The sequence below is a fragment of the Paenibacillus sedimenti genome (assembly GCF_014534655.1).
Lineage (GTDB): Bacteria > Bacillota > Bacilli > Paenibacillales > NBRC-103111 > Paenibacillus_E > Paenibacillus_E sedimenti.
In genome coordinates, this window is record NZ_JACVVD010000003.1 from 80,800 (window position 1) to 100,162 (window position 19,363).

20 protein-coding genes are annotated in these 19,363 nt (G+C 49.5%); 2 read left to right on the plus strand and 18 right to left on the minus strand.

The genetic code is table 11. The features are described 5' to 3' along the window. Window positions 1-4: 4 nt before the first annotated feature. The 12 genes from hydA to ICC18_RS09010 all read right to left on the minus strand — a co-directional run bounded on the left by hydA (window position 5) and on the right by ICC18_RS09010 (window position 12,237). Entirely contained in the window at window positions 5-1,429 is a 1,425-nt protein-coding gene (gene hydA / locus ICC18_RS08955) for a dihydropyrimidinase (RefSeq protein WP_188174064.1), read from the minus strand. A gap of 3 nt (window positions 1,430-1,432) precedes the next feature. After that, window positions 1,433-2,728 carry an NAD-dependent dihydropyrimidine dehydrogenase subunit PreA gene (preA, locus tag ICC18_RS08960; RefSeq protein WP_188174065.1) on the minus strand — a complete coding sequence of 432 codons (1,296 nt, stop codon included), beginning with the start codon at window positions 2,726-2,728 and terminating at the stop codon, window positions 1,433-1,435. A gap of 65 nt (window positions 2,729-2,793) precedes the next feature. Then, window positions 2,794-4,155, minus strand: coding sequence for an NAD(P)-dependent oxidoreductase (locus ICC18_RS08965; protein ID WP_188174066.1), 1,362 nt, complete (start codon window positions 4,153-4,155; stop codon window positions 2,794-2,796). A gap of 32 nt (window positions 4,156-4,187) precedes the next feature. Further along, entirely contained in the window at window positions 4,188-5,069 is an 882-nt protein-coding gene (locus ICC18_RS08970) for a nitrilase-related carbon-nitrogen hydrolase (protein ID WP_188174067.1), read from the minus strand. Continuing rightward, a complete protein-coding gene (locus tag ICC18_RS08975; RefSeq protein WP_188174068.1) occupies window positions 5,066-6,337 on the minus strand; it encodes a M20 family metallo-hydrolase in 1,272 nt (423 codons plus the stop codon). The genes ICC18_RS08970 and ICC18_RS08975 overlap by 4 nt, the downstream gene beginning before the upstream one ends. Before the next feature lie 7 nt (window positions 6,338-6,344). Further along, complete coding sequence (locus ICC18_RS08980) at window positions 6,345-7,718, minus strand: aspartate aminotransferase family protein (RefSeq protein WP_188174069.1); 1,374 nt, start codon at window positions 7,716-7,718, stop codon at window positions 6,345-6,347. A 76-nt stretch (window positions 7,719-7,794) separates the two neighbouring features. Continuing rightward, the gene (locus ICC18_RS08985; protein WP_223192456.1) at window positions 7,795-8,889 is read right to left on the minus strand and encodes an ABC transporter substrate-binding protein; all 1,095 of its coding nucleotides are present in this window, start codon (window positions 8,887-8,889) and stop codon (window positions 7,795-7,797) included. 87 nt (window positions 8,890-8,976) lie between these two features. Further along, window positions 8,977-9,825 (minus strand): ABC transporter permease, encoded by an 849-nt coding sequence (locus ICC18_RS08990; protein WP_188174070.1) that lies wholly within the window; start codon window positions 9,823-9,825, stop codon window positions 8,977-8,979. Beyond that, on the minus strand, window positions 9,822-10,640 hold the full coding sequence (locus ICC18_RS08995) for an ABC transporter permease (RefSeq protein ID WP_188174071.1): 819 nt from the start codon (window positions 10,638-10,640) through the stop codon (window positions 9,822-9,824). Before ICC18_RS08995 ends, ICC18_RS08990 begins: the two co-directional genes overlap by 4 nt. Continuing rightward, window positions 10,624-11,436, minus strand: a complete 813-nt coding sequence (locus ICC18_RS09000; RefSeq protein ID WP_188174072.1) for an ABC transporter ATP-binding protein — start codon at window positions 11,434-11,436, stop codon at window positions 10,624-10,626. Before ICC18_RS09000 ends, ICC18_RS08995 begins: the two co-directional genes overlap by 17 nt. A 311-nt stretch (window positions 11,437-11,747) precedes the next feature. Then, a complete protein-coding gene (locus ICC18_RS09005; RefSeq protein ID WP_188174073.1) occupies window positions 11,748-11,999 on the minus strand; it encodes a YolD-like family protein in 252 nt (83 codons plus the stop codon). Between the two features lie 34 nt (window positions 12,000-12,033). Further along, complete coding sequence (locus tag ICC18_RS09010) at window positions 12,034-12,237, minus strand: YwbE family protein (protein ID WP_188174074.1); 204 nt, start codon at window positions 12,235-12,237, stop codon at window positions 12,034-12,036. Window positions 12,238-12,507: 270 nt separating this feature from the next. Here ICC18_RS09010 and ICC18_RS09015 point away from each other — a divergent pair, with 270 nt between their 5' ends. Together ICC18_RS09015 and xerS are read left to right on the plus strand one after the other, a co-directional pair. Then, the gene (locus tag ICC18_RS09015) at window positions 12,508-12,723 is read left to right on the plus strand and encodes a hypothetical protein (protein WP_188174075.1); all 216 of its coding nucleotides are present in this window, start codon (window positions 12,508-12,510) and stop codon (window positions 12,721-12,723) included. 165 nt (window positions 12,724-12,888) lie between these two features. Next, window positions 12,889-13,971 (plus strand): tyrosine recombinase XerS, encoded by a 1,083-nt coding sequence (gene xerS / locus ICC18_RS09020; RefSeq protein ID WP_188174076.1) that lies wholly within the window; start codon window positions 12,889-12,891, stop codon window positions 13,969-13,971. A 3-nt stretch (window positions 13,972-13,974) separates the two neighbouring features. Here xerS and mgrA read toward each other — a convergent pair whose 3' ends face one another. The 6 genes from mgrA to ICC18_RS09050 form a co-directional block, all read right to left on the minus strand. Continuing rightward, window positions 13,975-14,964, minus strand: coding sequence for an L-glyceraldehyde 3-phosphate reductase (gene mgrA / locus ICC18_RS09025; RefSeq protein ID WP_188174077.1), 990 nt, complete (start codon window positions 14,962-14,964; stop codon window positions 13,975-13,977). A gap of 484 nt (window positions 14,965-15,448) precedes the next feature. Further along, on the minus strand, window positions 15,449-16,474 hold the full coding sequence (locus ICC18_RS09030; protein WP_188174078.1) for a phosphotransferase: 1,026 nt from the start codon (window positions 16,472-16,474) through the stop codon (window positions 15,449-15,451). Between the two features lie 37 nt (window positions 16,475-16,511). After that, window positions 16,512-17,018 (minus strand): PIN domain-containing protein, encoded by a 507-nt coding sequence (locus ICC18_RS09035; protein ID WP_188174728.1) that lies wholly within the window; start codon window positions 17,016-17,018, stop codon window positions 16,512-16,514. Window positions 17,019-17,182: 164 nt separating this feature from the next. Next, window positions 17,183-17,767, minus strand: a complete 585-nt coding sequence (locus ICC18_RS09040) for a ribonuclease H-like YkuK family protein (protein WP_188174729.1) — start codon at window positions 17,765-17,767, stop codon at window positions 17,183-17,185. 115 nt (window positions 17,768-17,882) lie between these two features. Continuing rightward, window positions 17,883-18,836 (minus strand): C40 family peptidase, encoded by a 954-nt coding sequence (locus ICC18_RS09045; RefSeq protein ID WP_188174079.1) that lies wholly within the window; start codon window positions 18,834-18,836, stop codon window positions 17,883-17,885. 149 nt (window positions 18,837-18,985) lie between these two features. Beyond that, the gene (locus ICC18_RS09050; RefSeq protein ID WP_188174080.1) at window positions 18,986-19,279 is read right to left on the minus strand and encodes a hypothetical protein; all 294 of its coding nucleotides are present in this window, start codon (window positions 19,277-19,279) and stop codon (window positions 18,986-18,988) included. Between the last annotated feature and the right edge of the window lie 84 nt (window positions 19,280-19,363).

Below are 19,363 nucleotides of genomic sequence, written 5' to 3' on the forward strand. Positions count from 1 at the left end.
AGCGTTACAACTGAACGGCTTCTTTCTTCGTCGTCACCCCAAGCGATGCCGGATTATAGGTCCCCCGCTTCACGAATTGACCGGCGCCCGGCGTACCTGCGAACTGTTTATTTTTAATCACATACTCGCCACGGGATAGCACGGTTACGGGCTCTCCTGTAATCGTAATGCCCTCAAAAGGATTATAGTCAACGTTCATATGATGCGTTTCCGCTGAAATCGTTCTCGATACATTCGGATTGAAAATGACGATATCCGCGTCGCAGCCTACCGCAATGGTCCCTTTTCTGGGGAACAGCCCAAAAAGCTTCGCGATCCGCGTAGAAACAATATCCACGAACTGATTGATCGTAATGCGGCCTTTGGCCACGCCTTCGGAGTACAGGATCGAGAAGCGATCCTCGATGACCGGGCCGCCGTTCGGAATTTTGCTGAAGTCGCCGAGACCCAGGTCTTTTTGCCCTTTAAAATTAAACGAACAATGGTCGGAGCCGAGCGTCTGCAGCTGCCCGTTTTTCAATGCGTTCCACAGCGCTTCCTGATGGTAGGTCTCTCGCAGCGGCGGCGACCATACGTATTTGGCCCCTTCAAAATCCGGCTTTTCCAGGTACGATTGATCCAACAGCAAATATTGCGGGCACGTTTCGCCCCACACATCAACTCCCTTATTCCGCGCTTCAGTAATTTGCTCTACAGCTTCTTGACAAGTAACGTGAACGACATAAAGCTGGGAGTTTGCCAGCGCCGTAAGCTTGGCTGCCCGGCCAGTCGCTTCTCCTTCAATAACCGACGGACGCGTTAACGCGTGGTAAATCGGCTCGGTATTGCCTTCGTCGAGCGCCTTTTTGATCAAATAATCGATCACATCGCCATTTTCCGCATGCACCATGACCAGTGCTCCATGCTCTTTCGCTTCAAGCAGCGTACGGAATAAGGTTCCGTCGTCAGCTTGGAACACATTTTTATAGGCCATGAAAACTTTAAGCGAGGTAATGCCTTCGTCCAGAATCATTTTCGGCAGCTCGGCCAAAACTTCGTCGGTTATCTCGCCAATCATCAGATGGAAGCCATAATCAATAACCGCCTTGCCCGCAGCCTTCTCATGCCAGGTTTGTACGGATTGGCTTAGGGGAACCCCTTTATTGGTCAGGCAAAAATCGATGATCGTCGTCGTGCCGCCGAAAGCAGCCGCTTTGGTACCCGTCTCAAAATCGTCAGCCGTCACCGTACCGCCGAAGGGCATATCCAGATGCGTGTGCGGATCAATGCCCCCCGGGAAAACATAATGCCCCGAAGCGTCGATGATCTCCGCCCCTTCCGCTTCCAGGTTTAGACCGATTTGCGTGATGATCTTGTCTTCGATGAGCACGTCCGCTTGATACTGATCCGCAGCCGTCACGATCGTTCCATGCTTAATGAGTTTGGCCATCGATTATACAGCCTCCTTCTTCGTGGTATCCTTATCGGATGACAGTTTGGCTAGCGCTGCCTGCCTTTCGTTCCAGGTCATCGGCGCTTCTGTAGAAGGTACCTCAATCATCGAAATCGCACCGTCCACCGGACAAACGATGGAGCACAAGTTACAGCCCACACAGTCTTCTTCCCGGACTTGCAAGTAGGACTTGCCGTCCTCTCCCGTCAGCATGTCGATACATTGATGAGATGTATCCTCGCAAGCGATATGGCACTTATTGCAGTTAATGCAGGTCGCAGTGTCAATGCGGGCCACGACCGCATAGTTCAGATCCAAATTCCCCCAGTCGGAATAGCGGGTAACGGATTTACCGATGAGCTCGGTGACGCTGGCCAGACCTTTTTCATCCAAATAGTTGTTGAGACCGTCGATCATGTCCTCGACAATGCGGAAGCCATGATGCATTGCCGCCGTACACACCTGCACGCCTGTTGCCCCCATTAACATGAACTCAACGGCATCTCGCCAATTCGAGATACCGCCGATACCGGAGATCGGTACGCCGACCGCAGCATTCCTGGCGCATTCCGCAACCATGTTCAGCGCAATAGGTTTGACCGCAGGTCCGCAATACCCGCCGTGTGCGCCTTTGCCGCCAACATGAGGAATCGTGTTCCAGGAATCCAGGTCAACGCCGGCGAGCGAGTTGATCGTGTTAATGAGCGAAATCGCATCGGCACCGCCTCGAACCGCCGCTTTCGCCGTTGCGGTAATATCCGTAATGTTAGGCGTCAGTTTGACGATGACAGGGGTCGTCGCGACCTCTTTCACCCACATGGTCTGAGCTTCGACCAGATCCGGCTGCTGCCCTGAAGCCGAACCCATGCCGCGCTCGGCCATCCCGTGCGGACAGCCAAAGTTGAGCTCCAGGCCGTCTACGCCGATGGCTTCGACTTTTTTGACGATTTCGTGCCACTTCTCCTGCTTCGGTTCTACCATGAGCGAAGCCACGACAGCATGGTTCGGGAATCGCTTTTTCGTCTCATAGATTTCTTTTAAATTCACCTCAAGCGGCCGATCGGTAATAAGCTCAATATTGTTAAAGCCTGCAACGCGCTGCCCATTGAAGTGAACAGCCGCAAAGCGCGATGACGTATTAATAATCGGATCCCCTAACGTTTTCCAAACTGCGCCTCCCCAACCGGCTTCGAACGCACGCTGTACTTGATAACCTGTATTCGTCGGCGGTGCGGATGCTAACCAGAACGGATTAGGTGATGATATGCCTGCCAAATTGATGCGTAGATCTGCCATCTTGAATCCCTCCAGTTCAATTAAGCGGATGTTGTACGGCCACTCCTGTTACATGTTGATGATGATCAGGCAGTTTCGATTTTTTTACTCACTAGCTTGTTGTAGATGGCATATGCCGCCTGTTTACCTTGTTGTGCCGCCGAGACGACCATCGCCTCGCCTTGACCGTCGCCGAAAATGACATCGCCGGCCGCAAACACTTTCGGATTCGACGTTTCTCCCGTCTGTGTGTCGACCGTCACGGTGCCACGCGAATGCGTTAAGCCGAATTGCTCAATGATCGAGGTATGACGCGTTTGGCCGATCGCCTTCACAACAGCGTCCACTTCGATCAGGAATTCCGAGCCTGCGACAGGAACAGGACGTTTCCGGCCGCTGATTTCGGATTCTTCCAATCTCATGCGGATGCATTCAAGCGCGATAACTTCACCATTCGCGTTGCCGATGATCCGCTTTGGAGCGGTCAGCCATCTGAATTCGACGCCGTCCTGCTTAGCGAAATCGAACTCGAAATCGTAAGCCGTCATCTCCTCTTGGGTACGGCGGTACACAATTTGCACCTTCTCGGCTCCGAGACGCACCGAGCATGTCGCCGCATCGATCGCCGTATTGCCTGCGCCGATGACCGCTACACGTTTACCCACCAGCTGCGTATCAATGGTTGCTTTCGTCGCTTCTATGAAATCAATCGCGTCATATACGCCTCCCAGCTGTTCACCTTCAATGCCGAGCATCGGCACTTTGGACATCCCTACTGCGAGCACAATTGCATCGAAGTCTTGAAGCAGCTCTTCCGCGGTGATATCTTCGCCTACTCGCGTGTTCATCCGGAACTCCACGCCGAGCTTCTTCACCTGCTCCACTTCCCAGAGCGATATCTCCTGCGAGAGCCTGAACGAGACGATGCCATACGTATCCAGACCGCCTGCTTGCTCTTTCGCTTCATACACCGTCACAGCAAACCCGAACCGCGCGAGCTCCCGCGCTGCCGACAAACCTGCAGGACCGCCGCCGATCACTGCAACCGACTTGCCATTGCTGACACCGGCTTTGAACAGCACCTGCTCGTTCTTGATCGCCCAGTCCGTCGCATAGCGCTGCAAATCTCCAATCAAAATCGGCTTGGACGAAAGATTTAGCACGCACGCGCCTTCGCATAGCTCCTCAGTCGGACACACCCGCGAGCAAGTCGCGCCAACCGGGTTCGCCTCCATAATCGTACGCGCCGAGCCTTTCAAATTGCCGGAAGCAATTTTTTTGATAAAAGAGGGAATGTCGATTCCCGTCGGACAGGCGTGCATACACGGAGCATCATAGCAGTACAGACAGCGATTCGATTCCTCGATCGCTTCTTTGTGCTTCATTCCGGCTTTAACTTCAGCAAAATTTCGTTTTAAATCGCTTAAAGAAATAAATGAAGTGCTCATGTAGACCTCTCCTCCCGCTTTTTTAACTTCAGCTATAAGCTGATGATTTGGTCGTAGGTTTCCGGCCTGCGGTCGCGATAAAACTGCCATACATTGCGAACCTCGCGGATGAGTTCTTTATCCATCTCGCCGATGACGACTTCATCTTGATCCCGGCTGCCGATGGCGACGATGGAACCACGCGGATCCGCCAAATACGACTGCCCGTAAAATTCGCCCATATTCCAAGGCGCTTCGACGCCAACGCGATTTATGGCCGCCACGTAGTAGCCGTTCGCCACTGCATGCGCCGGCTGCTCGAGCTTCCACAGATATTCCGATGTGCCGGCTACCGTCGCGGATGGATTAAACACGATCTCTGCGCCGTTCAAGCCAAGAGCCCGCGCGCCTTCCGGGAAATGCCGGTCGTAACAAATGTAAACGCCGATTTTTGCAAAAGCCGTATCGAACACCGGATATCCCAGATTCCCCGGTTTAAAATAGTACTTCTCCCAAAACCCGCAGGATCCGCCGCCTGCAGCGACATGCGGAATATGGTGCTTGCGGTATTTGCCGAGATAAGCGCCATCCGCATCGATCACCGCCGCCGTATTGTAATACGTGGCGATGCCCTCCCTTTCATAGATGGGAAGCACGATGACAACTCCAAGCTCTTTAGCGAGCTCCTGAAACTGCTTCGTCGTCGGGCCGTTCGGAATTTCCTCGGCCGCATCGTACCATTTCGTCGTTTGTTCGGCACAGAAATAGGGTCCGTAAAAAATTTCCTGCAGGCAAATCATTTGGGTGCCCTGCTGCGCCGCTTCGCGAATCAGCGCGATATGTTTTTCGATCGCTTTACGTTTATGAAGCTCCACGGACTCATCGCCATGAACATCATTCGCAGCTTGAATCAAACCGATTTTCACTTTACTCATGGTTGAATCCTCCATCGTTCCGTCGATATCTGAACTGCCGTGCGGTATAAAAGCTCCGTCCCAAGGGCGATATCCTCAGGACTGGAGTATTCCTTGGGATTGTGGCTGATGCCTTCCTTGCAGCGTACGAAGATCATGCCGTAGTCGCAAACATAGGACATCGTCAGCGAATCGTGAAACGGACCGCTCATCAGCTCCGGCGGCGCGATACCTATCTTCTCCGCCTCCTCCCGCATCGTCGTCTTGATCCAATCCGCGCAGTATCGGGGTTCGCTATTCGTATCCTCGCGAATCGTATAGGCGAGACCGTGTTCTCTCGCCACGTTATCGATCACGCTCAGCAGCTCCGCTTCCAAAGCGTTGCGGCGGGCCAGATCGATATCGCGCAGATCAACCGTGAAGGAGACATTCTCGGGAATGATGTTACGCGAGTCCGGAAACACCGTCAGCGAACCGACGGTGCCGACTGTAGGCGCGCCCGGCACTTGCTGTACGAGCTCGTTCAGCGCCACGATCACTTTGGCGCAGCCGACGAGCGCGTCACGGCGCATTGGCATCGGCACGGAGCCGGCATGCCCGGCGAAGCCCGTCATCTCCACCGTGAGCCATAGCGGTCCGGAGATCCCGCTCACGATACCGACGGGCGCATCGAGCGATTCCAGCACTGGCCCCTGCTCGATGTGGAGCTCCAGGAACGCGCCGATTCGACCTTCCTGAAACGAATATCCTTCAAAATCGGCGGGATCGCAGCCAAACTGGATCAGCGCTTCTCTGCGCGTCATTCCATTTTTATCGGTTCGCTCCAGCTCATCGGGTTCAAGCTTGCCGGTCATGCCGCGAACGCCGAACAAGCCTTTGTTGAACCGGCAGCCTTCTTCATCGCAGAAAGCGACAACCTCAATGTTGCACGCGGGCACAAACCCTTCCTCCGTCATCGTTTGAATGACTTCAATCGCACCCAGCACACCGATAACACCGTCGAATCTCCCCCCGTAAGGCTGTGAATCCACATGCGAGCCTAGCATGAGAACCGGAGCATTCGGGTCGCTTCCCCGCTTAACGCCAATTAAATTGGCGAAAGGATCAATCGAGGCTTCCATCCCCGCCTCTTCCATCCAAGATTTTACCAGATCTACACCGGCACGGTCTTCCTTAGAAAGCGCTAAACGGCAGACGCCGGTTTCCCCGATTTTCCCGATCTGTGCGAGCTCATGAATACGCTGCTGCAGCCGGGAAGCATTAATTTTCAAAACAGGAGTTTGGTTCATTCGCGAATCATCCTTTCCCATTGTTCAAAGCGAACACTTCGACCAAAGTGTCTGTGATGAATGCAACCTCGTCATCCGACGTTGAAAAAGGCGGGCTTAACGTCAAAATGTTAGCGAAGCCGGGCACGGTATCGCCGTTCTTGCCTATTAAGAGGCCCCTCTGCTTACAGCTTGCGATAATTGTCATTACTCGCTCGGCAGTGGCCGGAACTTTCGTCTTCTGATCCTCCACGAGCTCGATGCCAATCGCTGATCCGAATGCGCGAATATCACCGACATGGGGATGATCGAGCAGCGATTCCAGTCTTCGCATCATTTCTTTCCCGATGTGGGATGAACGTTCGATCAGGTTTTCCTTTTCCAAAATATCGATATTTTTCAAAGCTACGGCACAGGAAACCGGATTGCCGCCGAACGTGTTGACATGACGGAAATGACTTTCCGCTTGCTTTTCTTTGAATGATTCGTACAACTCAGCCGAAACGGCCGTCGCCGAGAGAGGCGAATACGCACTGGTTAACCCTTTGGCCATCGTCACGATATCGGGCTTCACGCCGTAATTCTGATGCCCGAATTTCTCGCCGGATCGGCCGAATCCGCAAATGACTTCATCGACAATCAGCAGAACGTCATATTTGTCACAGATGCGGCGAACCATGGGCAAATACTCGTCCGGCGGAACAATCATGCCCCCTCCGGTAATCGTCGGCTCCAGAATGATGCCTGCCACCGAATCAGGCCCTTCCCATACGATTGCGTCTTCAATCGCCTGAGCGCATTGAAATTTGCACGCTCCCTTCGTTTGCCCGAAAGGACAACGATAACAATAAGGCGGCGGCACATGCTGGAACCCTACGCCTAACGGCTCGTACTTCAGCTTGCGCTGCGCTTGGCCAGTGGCGCCTAGGGCACCCATTGAATTCCCATGGTACGCCCGATGCCTGGATATGAATTTATGTTTCGTCGGTTTGCCGTTCTGGTGATGGTATTGGCGGGCGATTTTGAAAGCGACCTCGTTCGCATCCGAACCGGAATTCGAATAAAAGATCCGATACTCCCCGTCCAGCCACTCGTTCAGCTTCGCTGCGAGCTCAATAGCAGGGATATGCGATTGCACAAGTGTCGAATACGCAATTTTCATCATCTGCGCAGCTGCCGCTTCCGCAATTTCTTTCCTGCCGTGCCCGACATTGACGCACCATAAACCTGACATTCCGTCCAGATAACGGTTTCCATCAATATCCTGCACCCAGCTGCCCTCACCGGATTCGATAATCATCGGATTTTCGTTATGCGGGGACATGTGGTGCCATACATACTTACGATCCTTTTCGAGCAGCTCTTCTTTGCTCACTTTTTCACCGACATCATTTGTGCTCATGCAAGACTCCCCTCTCCTGCTGATAGGAAGACGGGATCGCGAGCCTCACTTTTGGTCCACGATCCGCTTCCGCCGCTTACTTCGCTGCACCTTCCAAAATCGACTTGTCGATAGCAGCCGACAAATCTGCTGGCTTTTTGATCAACCCGTACTGCAAAGCGATATCCGCGGTTCTTTTCACCGACTCATCGACGAATGAACCGATCTGCTCATCCTTGAATCCCTCCGGTTTAACCAGCTTCGCCATCTCTTTGAGCATTGTTGTTTGGTGCTGCTTGGTCGTACTGCCTGCCGTCACACTTTTCATCACCATATCCACGACCTCGTCCTGGTGTTCAATCGCGTACTTCCAACCCTTGAGAGTAGCACGCACCGCTTTGATGGCCAGATCATGGTTCTTATCCACCCAATCCTTCTTGGCAATGAGCGTATCCTCCAGCATGGCAACACCGGCATCGTCGAAGTTAAACACATTCAGATCGGTCTCTTTCACTCCGCTTTCAAGGACAACGTAATACTCGTTATAGATCGTGGCCGTCGCTACATCCAACTGATCGTTAAAGAACTGATCCATCGTGAAGCCTTGCTTCACAAGCTGAATATCCTTCTTCGGATCGAGCCCGTTCTTCTCCATGAAGGCTAGCACCTGGAATTGCTGGCTGCCCATCCAAGTGCCGACTTTCTTGCCTTTCATTTTGGCCGGGGCATCAATCCCAGCCGCTTTCTTGGACAGCAATCGATAGGAGCTCTTCTGTGTCACTTGCGCCAAAGAGACTAACGGCAGTCCGTTATCGCGGTTAACGAGCAAGCTGTCAAAGCTGGATACTCCGATATCCGCTGCGCCATTCACGACCTGCTGTTCAATAATGACGTCCGGTCCTCCCGGCACAATCTCGACATCAATCCCTTCCTCTTTGTAAAAGCCCTTCTCCTTTGCTGCGAAGATACCGGCGAATTGCGCTTGAGGCACCCATTTCAGCTGGATTTTCACTTTTTTCAGCGGTTCAGATGGCGGCGCTTTCGTTGCTTCTGCCATAGAAGCTGCAGGCGTTGCCGGTGCCGGAGTGGACGTCGTCGCTATCTTCTCGGATGCGCAAGCAGTTGCGATGACAAGAATGAACGACAAGATGAGCACCAGGGTAAAACGTACAGCTGGGATTCTCTTTTTCAAACCGACCAATCCTCTCCATAATTAAGTTCTATGATATAAAAGATGGTGACATCCCTTGATGCTGCTTGTTTTTGAAAAAAACTTGGATTAGCGCTGCGAAATTGACCATGGGATGGATATTTTTTCGATCCATTGAATCATCGTATAAAGCGCAATGCCAAGGATCGCCGCAATGACAATGCACGCCCACGCCAAAGGCATATTGGCCAGCCGGATTTGATCAGAAAGCAAATAACCCAGCCCGCGCGACGAAATGAAAAATTCCCCCACGATCGCACCGATGATACTTGTCGACATGTTGATCTTCAGTGCGGAGAAAATCGCAGGCATCGCTTTCGGCAAGCGTAATTTGAGGAATGTATGCCTGGCGCTTGCCGCGTACGAAGTCATCAGCTCCAAATAAGTCGGCTCGATGGAGCGCAGCCCTTTGTAGGTGCTGACGGCCATCGTGGCCATCGTCATGACGGTTACAATACCGATCCTGGAAGCTACGCCATCACCCAGCCAGTTGTTCATGATCGGCGCAAGCGCGACAATCGGCACTGCATTGAGGGAAGCCATGATCGAGATTGCACCCGCGCCTGCATGCGGAAAGAAGGATGCGAGGACGGCGGCTAACCAGCCGAGCAGCGATCCGATCAGGCAGCCGCCGATGATCTCGATGCCTGTATAAAGCGCATAGATGGACAAAATGTCGCTGTTATCTCTGATGGAAAGAAGGATATCCGAAGGGATCGGCAGCTGATAACGTTCCAAATGAAACAGCTTATGAAACCCTTCCAACTGCCAGAGCAAGGCGAATAAAAAACCGAAACCATAGGGCAGCATCTTCACGAGCAAAGATCGAATATCCCCGTTCCGAAGATGCTCAGCCTCATTCATTTTCTCATTCATCTCTTCCAGCTTCGTCTCTTGAGAGATCATCATCTCGCTCATGCCCGCTCCCTCCCGTTCACGCTCGCTCGAAAGTCCGGCTGCCAAGGCGTAAACCAGCGTTCTGCCAGCGTAAGCAACAAATAGGATGCAAAGCCTATCGCGATGCTGGCCAAAACGGTGCACCAGAACATATAAACTTGTGCTGCACCATAATAAAGCGAGCTTACCATCAGAACGCCTATCCCGTCCGGCGCACCCATCAGCTCGACAATGATGGAGGCCGTGATCGCGAGCGGAGCCGACAGCTTCAGTCCTGCAAAAACTCCGGGCAATGCCGAGGGCAGCTTGAGCTTGATGTAAACTTGCCAAGTTGATGCGGCAAGGGAACGCATAAGCTCCAACTGTTCGGGCTGGACACTTCGAAGCCCGCGCAGCGCGTTGATCGTGACGGGGAAAAACGTCACATATCCTGACATCACGATTCGCGATACGCCGGGATCATGCAGAATGCCATAAATGATCGGCGCCAGTCCGATGATCGGAACCATTTGAGAAGCGACCATGTAAGGCGATAGTGTTTGTTCTACGGTTTTGGATAAGCTCATCACTACGGCAAGCAGGAAGCCAAAAGCAGAGCCGATGAGAAAGCCTGTCATGGAATTGCCAAAGGTCGTGATTCCTTGCTTGATGAGTACAGGAAGGTTTTCCTGCATGGAGCCGATAACTTTGTGCAGATATGGTAATTTGGAGTCAGGCTGGGTAAGCTGAAGAACGCGATGCACGATCCAAGCAAGCACTTCCCAAAGAATGAACAAAGCAGCTGCCCAACTGGCGATCCCTGCACCTTGATTCCAGTTTCTAGCCAATCTGCTCATCAATGGCCTCACTCTCCTTGTAAAAGCAATTTCGAACAGCAGCCGATAATTCATGAAAATGTTCGGACTCGCGGATAAGCGCAGTTCTGGTATCCCCGAGAGGCACATCGAGTATGGTATGTACGCGCCCTGGATGAGCGGATAGAACAATGACACGATTGGATAAGAATACGGCCTCCGGAATGCTGTGCGTAACAAAAACAATCGTTTTATTCGTCTTCTTCTTAATCTCAAGCAGCTCCAGCTGTAATTTTTCTTTCGTAAACTCATCCAAAGCCGAGAACGGTTCATCCATGAACAAAATCGGCGGATCGAGCGATAGCGCTCTGGCGATAGCCACTCTCTGCTGCATGCCGCCGCTAAGCTGCCACGGGTAATGCTCTTTAAACTTCGTCAATCCGACGATGTCCAGTAGCTGATCAACCAAAACGGAGTATTCATGGCGATTGCGGCCTAATACCTCTAGGGGCAGTTCAATGTTCTCCCGCACCGTTCTCCATTCGAACAGCGTTGGATTTTGAAACACGATGCCAAACTTTCTCCGTAACCGCACCTCTCGGGGATGTTCCTTCTGGATGGAAATTTGCCCGCTTGCAGGCTGCAGAAGATCGGCCATTAAGCGTAGTAATGTAGATTTACCGCAGCCTGAAGGACCAAGTAAGGACACGAATTCATTCTGATACACGTCAAACGTAATATCCTGAAGCGCCGTCACTTGGCGTCCTTTTTTCCCGAACACCATCGACACGCCCTCCACCGAAATTTCCACTTTCTTCTGTGAAAAATTTGAACTCATTTATTTCCCTCCACTTCCCGAAACGAGTCTGTGAGTTTATCGTCATATTTATTAACTATATATGTCATATTATATTACATTTACACTCGAATTCATTATACATTGTGTTCTAATAATTGGCTGTGTGTTTTACACATTGTAAAATGTGTAAATGCTTTTCATTGCATTTTAGGATACATATTAAATGTTATGTAAACAATATGGGGTGCGAATCTTCCCCACATCAACAACTAATTCAACTCACGCCGAAAAGACAGGAACACAAAAAAAAGCACAGAAATGAATTCCTGTGCTTTTTACACGATATAAATCTAATCTCTGGGATAATTGACTTGCATGATATCCATGAATGGAACCTTCACAGTCTCTCCGTTCTTTTCTACATGTACTTTACCCGTACGTGAATCCATTGCTACAATTTGGCCGCGGACCGTTTGTTCAGCCCCCCATACCGTCAACAAGACCTCAGAATTTTCATTTTTCGCTTCCGTCAGTTGATTGCCGATCTCCTCCAACACAAATTCATCCCGAGTTGGTCTCTTTGCTACTTTGGCTTTAGCCACGCTAATTCCCCCTAAATAATTTAAACGATCCCCATTAACTCCCGTTTGATAAAATTTGTTTCACTCGTCCAACTTGTCCATCCGCCAGTCTCACCTTAATACCATGAGGGTGGTTAGGTGAGTTCGTTAATATATCCTTTACGATACCCCGGGTTAATTTACCGCTTCGTTGATCTTGTTTTAAAACAATGTTTACTTCAAGTCCGGCTCTAACATCTTTGCGGTTTTGACCATTCATCTGTGTGCCTGCTTTCTATGCCGATTGTTGGATCATTATAACATATCTATCGCAAGACTCCATAGTTGTCGAAAAGTAATTGCATAGGACTTCAAAATTCGACCAACTTTTCATTTTGGACATGCTAGTCTATATATGAAGTCACATTTCGTATCCTGAACGCCGAGACTTTGAAACAAAATGTCACAAATTGATCAAACTTTTTTCAAAGATTTTCGAATGCCTATGCATAGACTAATTGAGAACATAATGATTAGGAGATGATGATTCATGGTAAGTACCAACATTCATTTTAACGAACAGGCGGTTGCCGTTCATTTAATCGGAACGGATCAAAAGCTGATTCCATCCCTCGTATCCGCTCTTCGCACCAACAAATTTACGCTACATAATCTGAAGCCTTCATTGGAGCGTATTGAACTATTTAGCGCGGAAGCTATCCTGTATTCCGGTAACGGAAATAAGGCTAGAATTCCGATTTTCTAAATCACGCCTTATTGACCAAATAAACCATCAAAAAAGATACCATCAGGTGTCTTTTTTACTTTTTTATCCTGGCGTATTTCATTCTCCCTTTTTTCTTCTCACTACCAATTTACGGGGTCCACTGCTATACTAGCAACAAGAAGAATACTAGAGGTGACGTCACCTATGAATATCATTAAAGTGAAAGACCGTAATGAGCTGGAGAAAAAAATCCCTTCCATGCCTTGGTACGTAGAGAAATTTATTAATTATAAGCTTCCTGACCTCTCCCCATCTTCCTTGCTGGAGTATGCACGTGATTATGAGATCTTTTTCTCCTGGTTATTGGCTGAAGGGCTATCCTCTGCTGCATCCATGTCTCAAGTGCCGCTCGAAGATCTGGAGAAATTGCACATGGACAGCGTCGATAATTTTCGTATGTTTCTTGCCACACGTAAGGAGCAGGCGAATGTTAAAACGACTATCAATCGTAAGCTCTCCGCGCTTCGCTCGCTATTTCATTATTTGAGCCAGATTGCCGAGGACGAGAACTTCTACCCGCTTCTCAAGCGCAATGTCATGGCCAAAGTGGAAATCAAGCGTTCGCATAAGCCTAAGGACACTGCCGCGAAGCTGGAAGGCAAGCTGCTGCAGGAGCAAGAGATCCTCGAGTTTATCGAATATGTGCAGCATGGTTACGAACACGATGTCGCAACGAACAAGCAGGCCACCTACTCTTATGAGCTGAATAAAATACGCGATGCCTGCATCATCACCCTCATCCTGAACTCCGGTCTTCGCGTCTCGGAAGTTTTCAATCTCAATGTAGATGATATTGATCTCAAGAAGAAGCTAACACACGTATACCGTAAAGGTAAAAACGACGATACGTTCAAAACGCCTGTTTATTTTCGGCAGGATGCCATTCAGGTGCTCACTGATTATTTAGCCATTCGGCAAACCCGGTACAAGCCTGCGAAAAAAGAAAAAGCCCTCTTTCTAGCCATCGCTAACGGCAAAAAAGAAGGCGAACGTATGACCAGGCGGGCCATACAAGAAATGGTGATCAAATACGCAAAGCGGTTCGGAAAGCCGTACTTATCCGTTCATAAGCTGCGGCACTCTTTTGCCACTGACTACTATCTCCAGAACGACTTATATAAGACGCAGGAGCAGCTCGGACACGCCTCGCCGGAAACGACGCAGATCTACGCGCATCTGACGGACAAAACGATGGCCGAAGCCATCGATAAACGGATGGAATCCTGAAGACTACTTCAGGATTTCTTCAATTTTGGCGAGTTCTTCAGCAGAGAACTCCAGGTTTTTCAATGCAGCCACATTATCCTCGATTTGGGAAACACGGCTTGCACCAATCAGTGCCGATGTGACGCGCTCTCCGCGAAGTACCCAAGCAATGGCCATTTGCGCGAGACTTTGTCCGCGGCTTCCGGCCAGCTCGTTCAGCTGGTTGATTTTCGCCAGCTTCTCTTCGGTAATATCCTTCGCGTTCAGGAATACGCTCTTGCCGCCTGCGCGAGAATCATTAGGAACCCCGCTCACATATTTGTTCGTCAGCAGACCTTGCGCAAGCGGAGTAAAGGCGATGCTGCCAACGCCGAATTCATCCAACACATCCTGCAAACCATTTTCAATCCAACGATTCAGCATGCTGTAGGATGGCTGATGAATCAGCAGCGGCGTGCCCAGTTGCTTGAGAATAGAAGCAGCCTGCTGTGTTTGTTCAGCTGTATAGTTGGATAAACCAACGTACAATGCTTTACCTTGACGTACGATTTGGTCCAAGGCGCCCATGGTCTCTTCAAACGGCGTGTTCGGATCCGGCCGGTGAGAATAAAAAATATCCACGTATTCGAGGCCCATCCGTTTCAAGCTTTGATCCAGGCTGGAAATCAAGTATTTCTTGGAGCCCCAGTCGCCATAAGGACCTTCCCACATGTGGTATCCCGCTTTGGTGGAAATGATCAGTTCGTCGCGGTATGCTCCGAGATCGTTTTTGAGCACCTTACCGAACATTTCTTCGGCTGATCCTGGCGGCGGCCCATAATTGTTCGCCAAGTCAAAATGCGTAATCCCCAAATCAAAAGAACGAAGCAGCATCGCCCTCCCGTTCTCATGCGTATCCAATCCGCCAAAGTTGTGCCATAGGCCTAATGAGATTGCCGGAAGTTTCAATCCGGATTTACCGGTACGGTTATATTTCATTTCTGCATAACGAGTTGCGCTTGCTTGGTAAACCATGTTTTGTCCTCCTTATAGACATTTGCCTAGAATTCTTATGTACCCTTGTACTAGTATAGGCTAACCGCCAAAACAAAAAAAGAACTGAAAAAAACGTGTCTTACTTACCTCAAGGTTAGTTATTCCGATATTTTCACTATCCATTCGCGAAAAAAAGCTGCCGAATCGCTTCGACAGCCCGCTTCCTTCTAATGTTTACATTTTCCGCAACCGCAACTGCATTTACTTTTTTTACGATTCGACTTCAACTTTGTTTTCGCTGAGCTTCGCAATCCAGCGCAGCTCAGACAATCTGCAATGCATTGACTTCTTCCAACAACGAATAATCGCGTGCACACATTTCGGCAAAACCGTCTGCAACTAGGAAACGCACTTACATTGCCTTGATATACTGTAGACATGCAATAGCACCACCTTCTATAGGGTACTATATGGTATTCCTCGCCCCTATCTATCGGTTGTGCGGCTGCCTCGCGGCATCTTCCTATCTTTTCAATGAAAGAAGGAGCTTAGAGCCGTGTTCTTGAAGCCATTGTACTTTCTCAGCCGTGCTGTGGATGATATCTACGAGTACACTCTGTGCATCGACACCATCCAGGTACCTACCAAGAAAATGGACGAAAACATCCAATCTACGCAGCTCAATTAGCATTGGCAGCAGCCGTAACTCCTCTTCATGCAAATCAATGAATGCGCGATATCCCTTGTAAAACGCCGAACATCTCCGCTCCAACTCTTCTTCCGGCAATGCCGGATCAATAAGATCCGACAAACAAACGGCGAGCTCCATGACGCGTACATCTTCTGTAACAAATTCAAAATCCAGTACAGCCGCAATGCGGCCATCCTCATCAATAAGCATGTTCGACCCGTTGATGTCACCATGAACAAGCTGATGAGGCAGTTTTTTTAACTGTGGAATCTCATTATAAAATGCTGCGAAGCGCTCACGGATATACAACAATGTCGATTGCAGCGCACGGAATGGTTCGGGCGGAGCCATACAGAAAGCATCAATCGCTTCCGGCGTACAGCGAGGATGAATATGTTCAATCTCATAATAAGGCGGATATACCGGCTTAAGTCCCACCTGAATAGTCACCAAAACCTGTGAAAGTCGGCCGACCGCTTCGCCAAATGGCAGCATTTGCCAAGGGTGCTCCCATGTTGGATTGCAGCCATCCGTAAACGTAAACAGAGCGGCCAACTTCCCTTGACCGGAATCGACCTCCACGACTGTCTTTCCGGAGGGCAGCTGAATCGGTACCGGCAAACGATACGGAAGTTTTTGAGCGGATAAAGCACGTAACACCGCATGCTCGTAATGTATTTTATCCAAGTCTCTATGCGTTTCATAGACGCGAAGAACATACGAAATCCCGTTTACTTCCACGAAACGCGTTGTATTGTTCATTCCGCCTTCGCCTGTTCGCAAAGTCCATGTCTGATTCGGGAACCAGCGTTCCGGTAAACAGGTAATCAGCTCTTCTTGATCTTTAACTTGCATCATGCTATCCCTCTTTTCCACCTGACATTCGATAACCGGACTAGACCAGATAATCACCGTCAATGGCGAATTCAAAATCTTCGACATCATAAGCCTCAACAGGAACGCCTGCATCTACGATCCGATCGAGCATCTCCAGTTGATCCGTCAATAAGGCCGCTTGCTCTTTCATCGCTGTCAGGATTAATTCCGTTTCAATAGGATCGAAACTCTCCCCGTATTCCTCCGTATCGACGGCAAACACAATCATTAAGGAAACGTGCTCATTTATAGGTAAAGGCGGGCTTTTTCGCCAAGGCATGGATAAAGCCTTCTCAATTTTTTTCTTATTAAACGATTCTTCGAAAAATGCGATAAGTTCTCTTATTTTTTGCTTCACGTAAACATCGTCCTCAGGGGACAGCATAATCGGTTCATGGCTGGTTTGCAGTTCATATAGCTCTTGAATGCTTGTATACGGGATAACATAAGTGACTGGGCGTCCTGGCATAAGCAATTGACCGTGAACAGCCAGCATGACAGCCTCTATTACGAAAGTACGGGACATCATCGGACCCCCTCCCTCATTGGTTGTAAGATCAATATTTCGATACGATGCGCAGGATCTCCTTCTTTCTCAGACGCAGCATTATTCCGTCCGGCTCCGAAATTGACAAAAAACCGTCAGCCCCTCTGATCGTTCGATCCATGAGCTAACGGTTTGTTCCGGGATTATAGACTGCCATCTGTCACCTCTCGGTCCTGAGCCCCAAACACATAGGGCTTTTTGGAAAATCGGTTTGCATATGAAGACGCTACGTAACAGTCAGGTTTAATGACAGGCACCATGCCGACGGACTCTACTCTGCGCACCATTTCCTGCACGAACTTGGCCGTTCTGTTTTTGTTTTCATCCTCTCCTGCATCAATATGTATGTACATATCGAGTGAGGCGCCTTGGTATACATGCGGAAGGACGATATCCTCCATATCGCGACGCTTGTGATCATCAAAATACATGGCAATTTCTTCGCTCAAAGCGGTCTCTGTGGAAAGCTTCTCTTTCACAGAGGTTAACGCTCGTGGAACTATAACTTGCCGATAGCAAGCCCATGCTCCCTTCCCCAAACGCTGAATCACAACGCCGGTAATGAATTTCGTGTGTCCGGGGTGCACCTGACAGTCAGTTCCAATAATAAATTTATACACGGCGGCAGGGTCAAGCTGCATAAAGTGGAGTATGCGTTCGTGAACTGTCTCCAAGTCGAGTCCTCTCTCGGTTGTATTTCGAAATTCCAGCGGGTGCGTTGCAGTCATAGGTCTCAAAGATAAGGTTTCCTTTCTTCTTAAAATGAGGAAGAAGCGGATACTGGTAATATACCCGCCCCTTATCTTTAGTATATGGCAAAAACACTACGTTCGAACCATCACATTAATGCAAAACGCTGCCGCCATACAAAAAACGATTCTCCCATTGCTTACCGTCAACCATATCGATGCGGACACCACCGGATTCAATGGAATACGTATGCAGAATCGTGCCGTTTCCTAAGTAGATAGCAACATGAGTAATTGGCTCAGTGCGGTAATTCATATTCGCATAATCAGAAGCTTTTGAACCTTTGTAGGAACTGAAGAACATCAAATCTCCACGTTTTAATTTCGTCCAGTCTATGACCAAGGGTCCCAATGCTTCCACATAATCGCCTTGAGCCTGAGAATCGCTTGGCAGCGAGAAGCGCAAAGCATCCCAAAACGCGGTTTGCGTAAAATCGGAGCAATCAAATGTCGTTGGGTCATTGCGATCGGAGCCGAATTCATACGGTGTTCCCAAATAGGCGGAGCCTGCTGAGATCACAGCTTCGATTTCTTCGGCAAGCGGCAGATCCGGCTTTATGACGGAAAAATCCGTAATTATGTATTTGTTGCTCGTACTCACGTAACCAACCATGCCGTTGGCATCTTGCACTTTGTACCAGTTATCGTTCACTTTCGCTAGTACGAGCACTTCTTCGCCTCTGCTTAGCATCCTAATAATTTTGGATCCGCTCTCGGAAGCCGGCAAAGTTCGAAAATTTACTCCGTATACGATTTTAGCGTTGCTTACCACTTTTATGTATTTGGCATTCGTGGAGACATACCCGGCAACGCCCTGAACATCTTTGACTTGATACCAGTTCGCCGTCACATAGTCGGAAACGGTCACAATCTCATTGGTCTTCAGCATTCTAATGATTTGACCGGATGTGCTCGGTTGATCGCGGAAGCTGACACCGGCAATAATTTGCGCTTTGGTCGTTACACTCTCCTCCGCCATTACGGCAGCAGGCAAGATGAATGTGAGCGCTAACAGCATCATCCTTAGAACTGTGGTCCATTTTCTCATCGCTTTACCTCCAGAATTTAGCTGCTAAATTGTTCTATGTCTTAGCTTCATTATAAATTCAAGGGAGTTCCGTCGAAAATAGGCGCCCGGTTGCAATTCATGTCGAATCCTCAGAGTCTGCATGCCTATTGACCTGCTGGATATTTTTCTCAAGTTGCGCTTCTTCTTACTTCAGGCTTGCGCGCATCGTTCCAATACAGCAGAAAGTTCGGATCGTTTCTCAACTTTACGTTGCAAAGCTTCATCTCGCCCTCTTCCAGCAGTATAATCCCCCATTCTTCGGGTTCCTTAATCCCTGCGGACTGAAGGAAGGGCACGCTCTGCTCCTCAGCATCATCTTGCTCGTCCCAAAACTTCACACCATAATACGTCAACCCATAATGATTCACGAGCCTGCACGTGAAAATTTGCGATGTATGTTTATGCTGCAGCACATATGGCACTTGTCATTCCCCCACACTTTTTCATTGTAACCGGTAAAAAAGGCACGATCACCACAAGGGGGATTGTGCCTTATCTTCGTTTAC

What these genes read in the sequence shown, in the direction of transcription:
- ICC18_RS08990 (WP_188174070.1), bottom strand. Translation starts at nt 9,825, where the DNA reads ATGAGCGAGATGATGATCTCTCAAGAGACGAAGCTGGAAGAGATGAAT.
- ICC18_RS09030 (WP_188174078.1), bottom strand. Translation starts at nt 16,474, where the DNA reads ATGATGCAAGTTAAAGATCAAGAAGAGCTGATTACCTGTTTACCGGAA.
- ICC18_RS09000 (WP_188174072.1), bottom strand. Translation starts at nt 11,436, where the DNA reads ATGAGTTCAAATTTTTCACAGAAGAAAGTGGAAATTTCGGTGGAGGGC.
- hydA (WP_188174064.1), bottom strand. Translation starts at nt 1,429, where the DNA reads ATGGCCAAACTCATTAAGCATGGAACGATCGTGACGGCTGCGGATCAG.
- ICC18_RS08965 (WP_188174066.1), bottom strand. Translation starts at nt 4,155, where the DNA reads ATGAGCACTTCATTTATTTCTTTAAGCGATTTAAAACGAAATTTTGCT.
- xerS (WP_188174076.1), top strand. Translation starts at nt 12,889, where the DNA reads ATGAATATCATTAAAGTGAAAGACCGTAATGAGCTGGAGAAAAAAATC.
- ICC18_RS08995 (WP_188174071.1), bottom strand. Translation starts at nt 10,640, where the DNA reads ATGAGCAGATTGGCTAGAAACTGGAATCAAGGTGCAGGGATCGCCAGT.
- ICC18_RS09035 (WP_188174728.1), bottom strand. Translation starts at nt 17,018, where the DNA reads ATGTCCCGTACTTTCGTAATAGAGGCTGTCATGCTGGCTGTTCACGGT.
- preA (WP_188174065.1), bottom strand. Translation starts at nt 2,728, where the DNA reads ATGGCAGATCTACGCATCAATTTGGCAGGCATATCATCACCTAATCCG.
- ICC18_RS08980 (WP_188174069.1), bottom strand. Translation starts at nt 7,718, where the DNA reads ATGAGCACAAATGATGTCGGTGAAAAAGTGAGCAAAGAAGAGCTGCTC.
- ICC18_RS09040 (WP_188174729.1), bottom strand. Translation starts at nt 17,767, where the DNA reads ATGACTGCAACGCACCCGCTGGAATTTCGAAATACAACCGAGAGAGGA.
- ICC18_RS09010 (WP_188174074.1), bottom strand. Translation starts at nt 12,237, where the DNA reads ATGAATGGTCAAAACCGCAAAGATGTTAGAGCCGGACTTGAAGTAAAC.
- ICC18_RS08970 (WP_188174067.1), bottom strand. Translation starts at nt 5,069, where the DNA reads ATGAGTAAAGTGAAAATCGGTTTGATTCAAGCTGCGAATGATGTTCAT.
- ICC18_RS09015 (WP_188174075.1), top strand. Translation starts at nt 12,508, where the DNA reads ATGGTAAGTACCAACATTCATTTTAACGAACAGGCGGTTGCCGTTCAT.
- mgrA (WP_188174077.1), bottom strand. Translation starts at nt 14,964, where the DNA reads ATGGTTTACCAAGCAAGCGCAACTCGTTATGCAGAAATGAAATATAAC.
- ICC18_RS08975 (WP_188174068.1), bottom strand. Translation starts at nt 6,337, where the DNA reads ATGAACCAAACTCCTGTTTTGAAAATTAATGCTTCCCGGCTGCAGCAG.
- ICC18_RS09045 (WP_188174079.1), bottom strand. Translation starts at nt 18,836, where the DNA reads ATGAGAAAATGGACCACAGTTCTAAGGATGATGCTGTTAGCGCTCACA.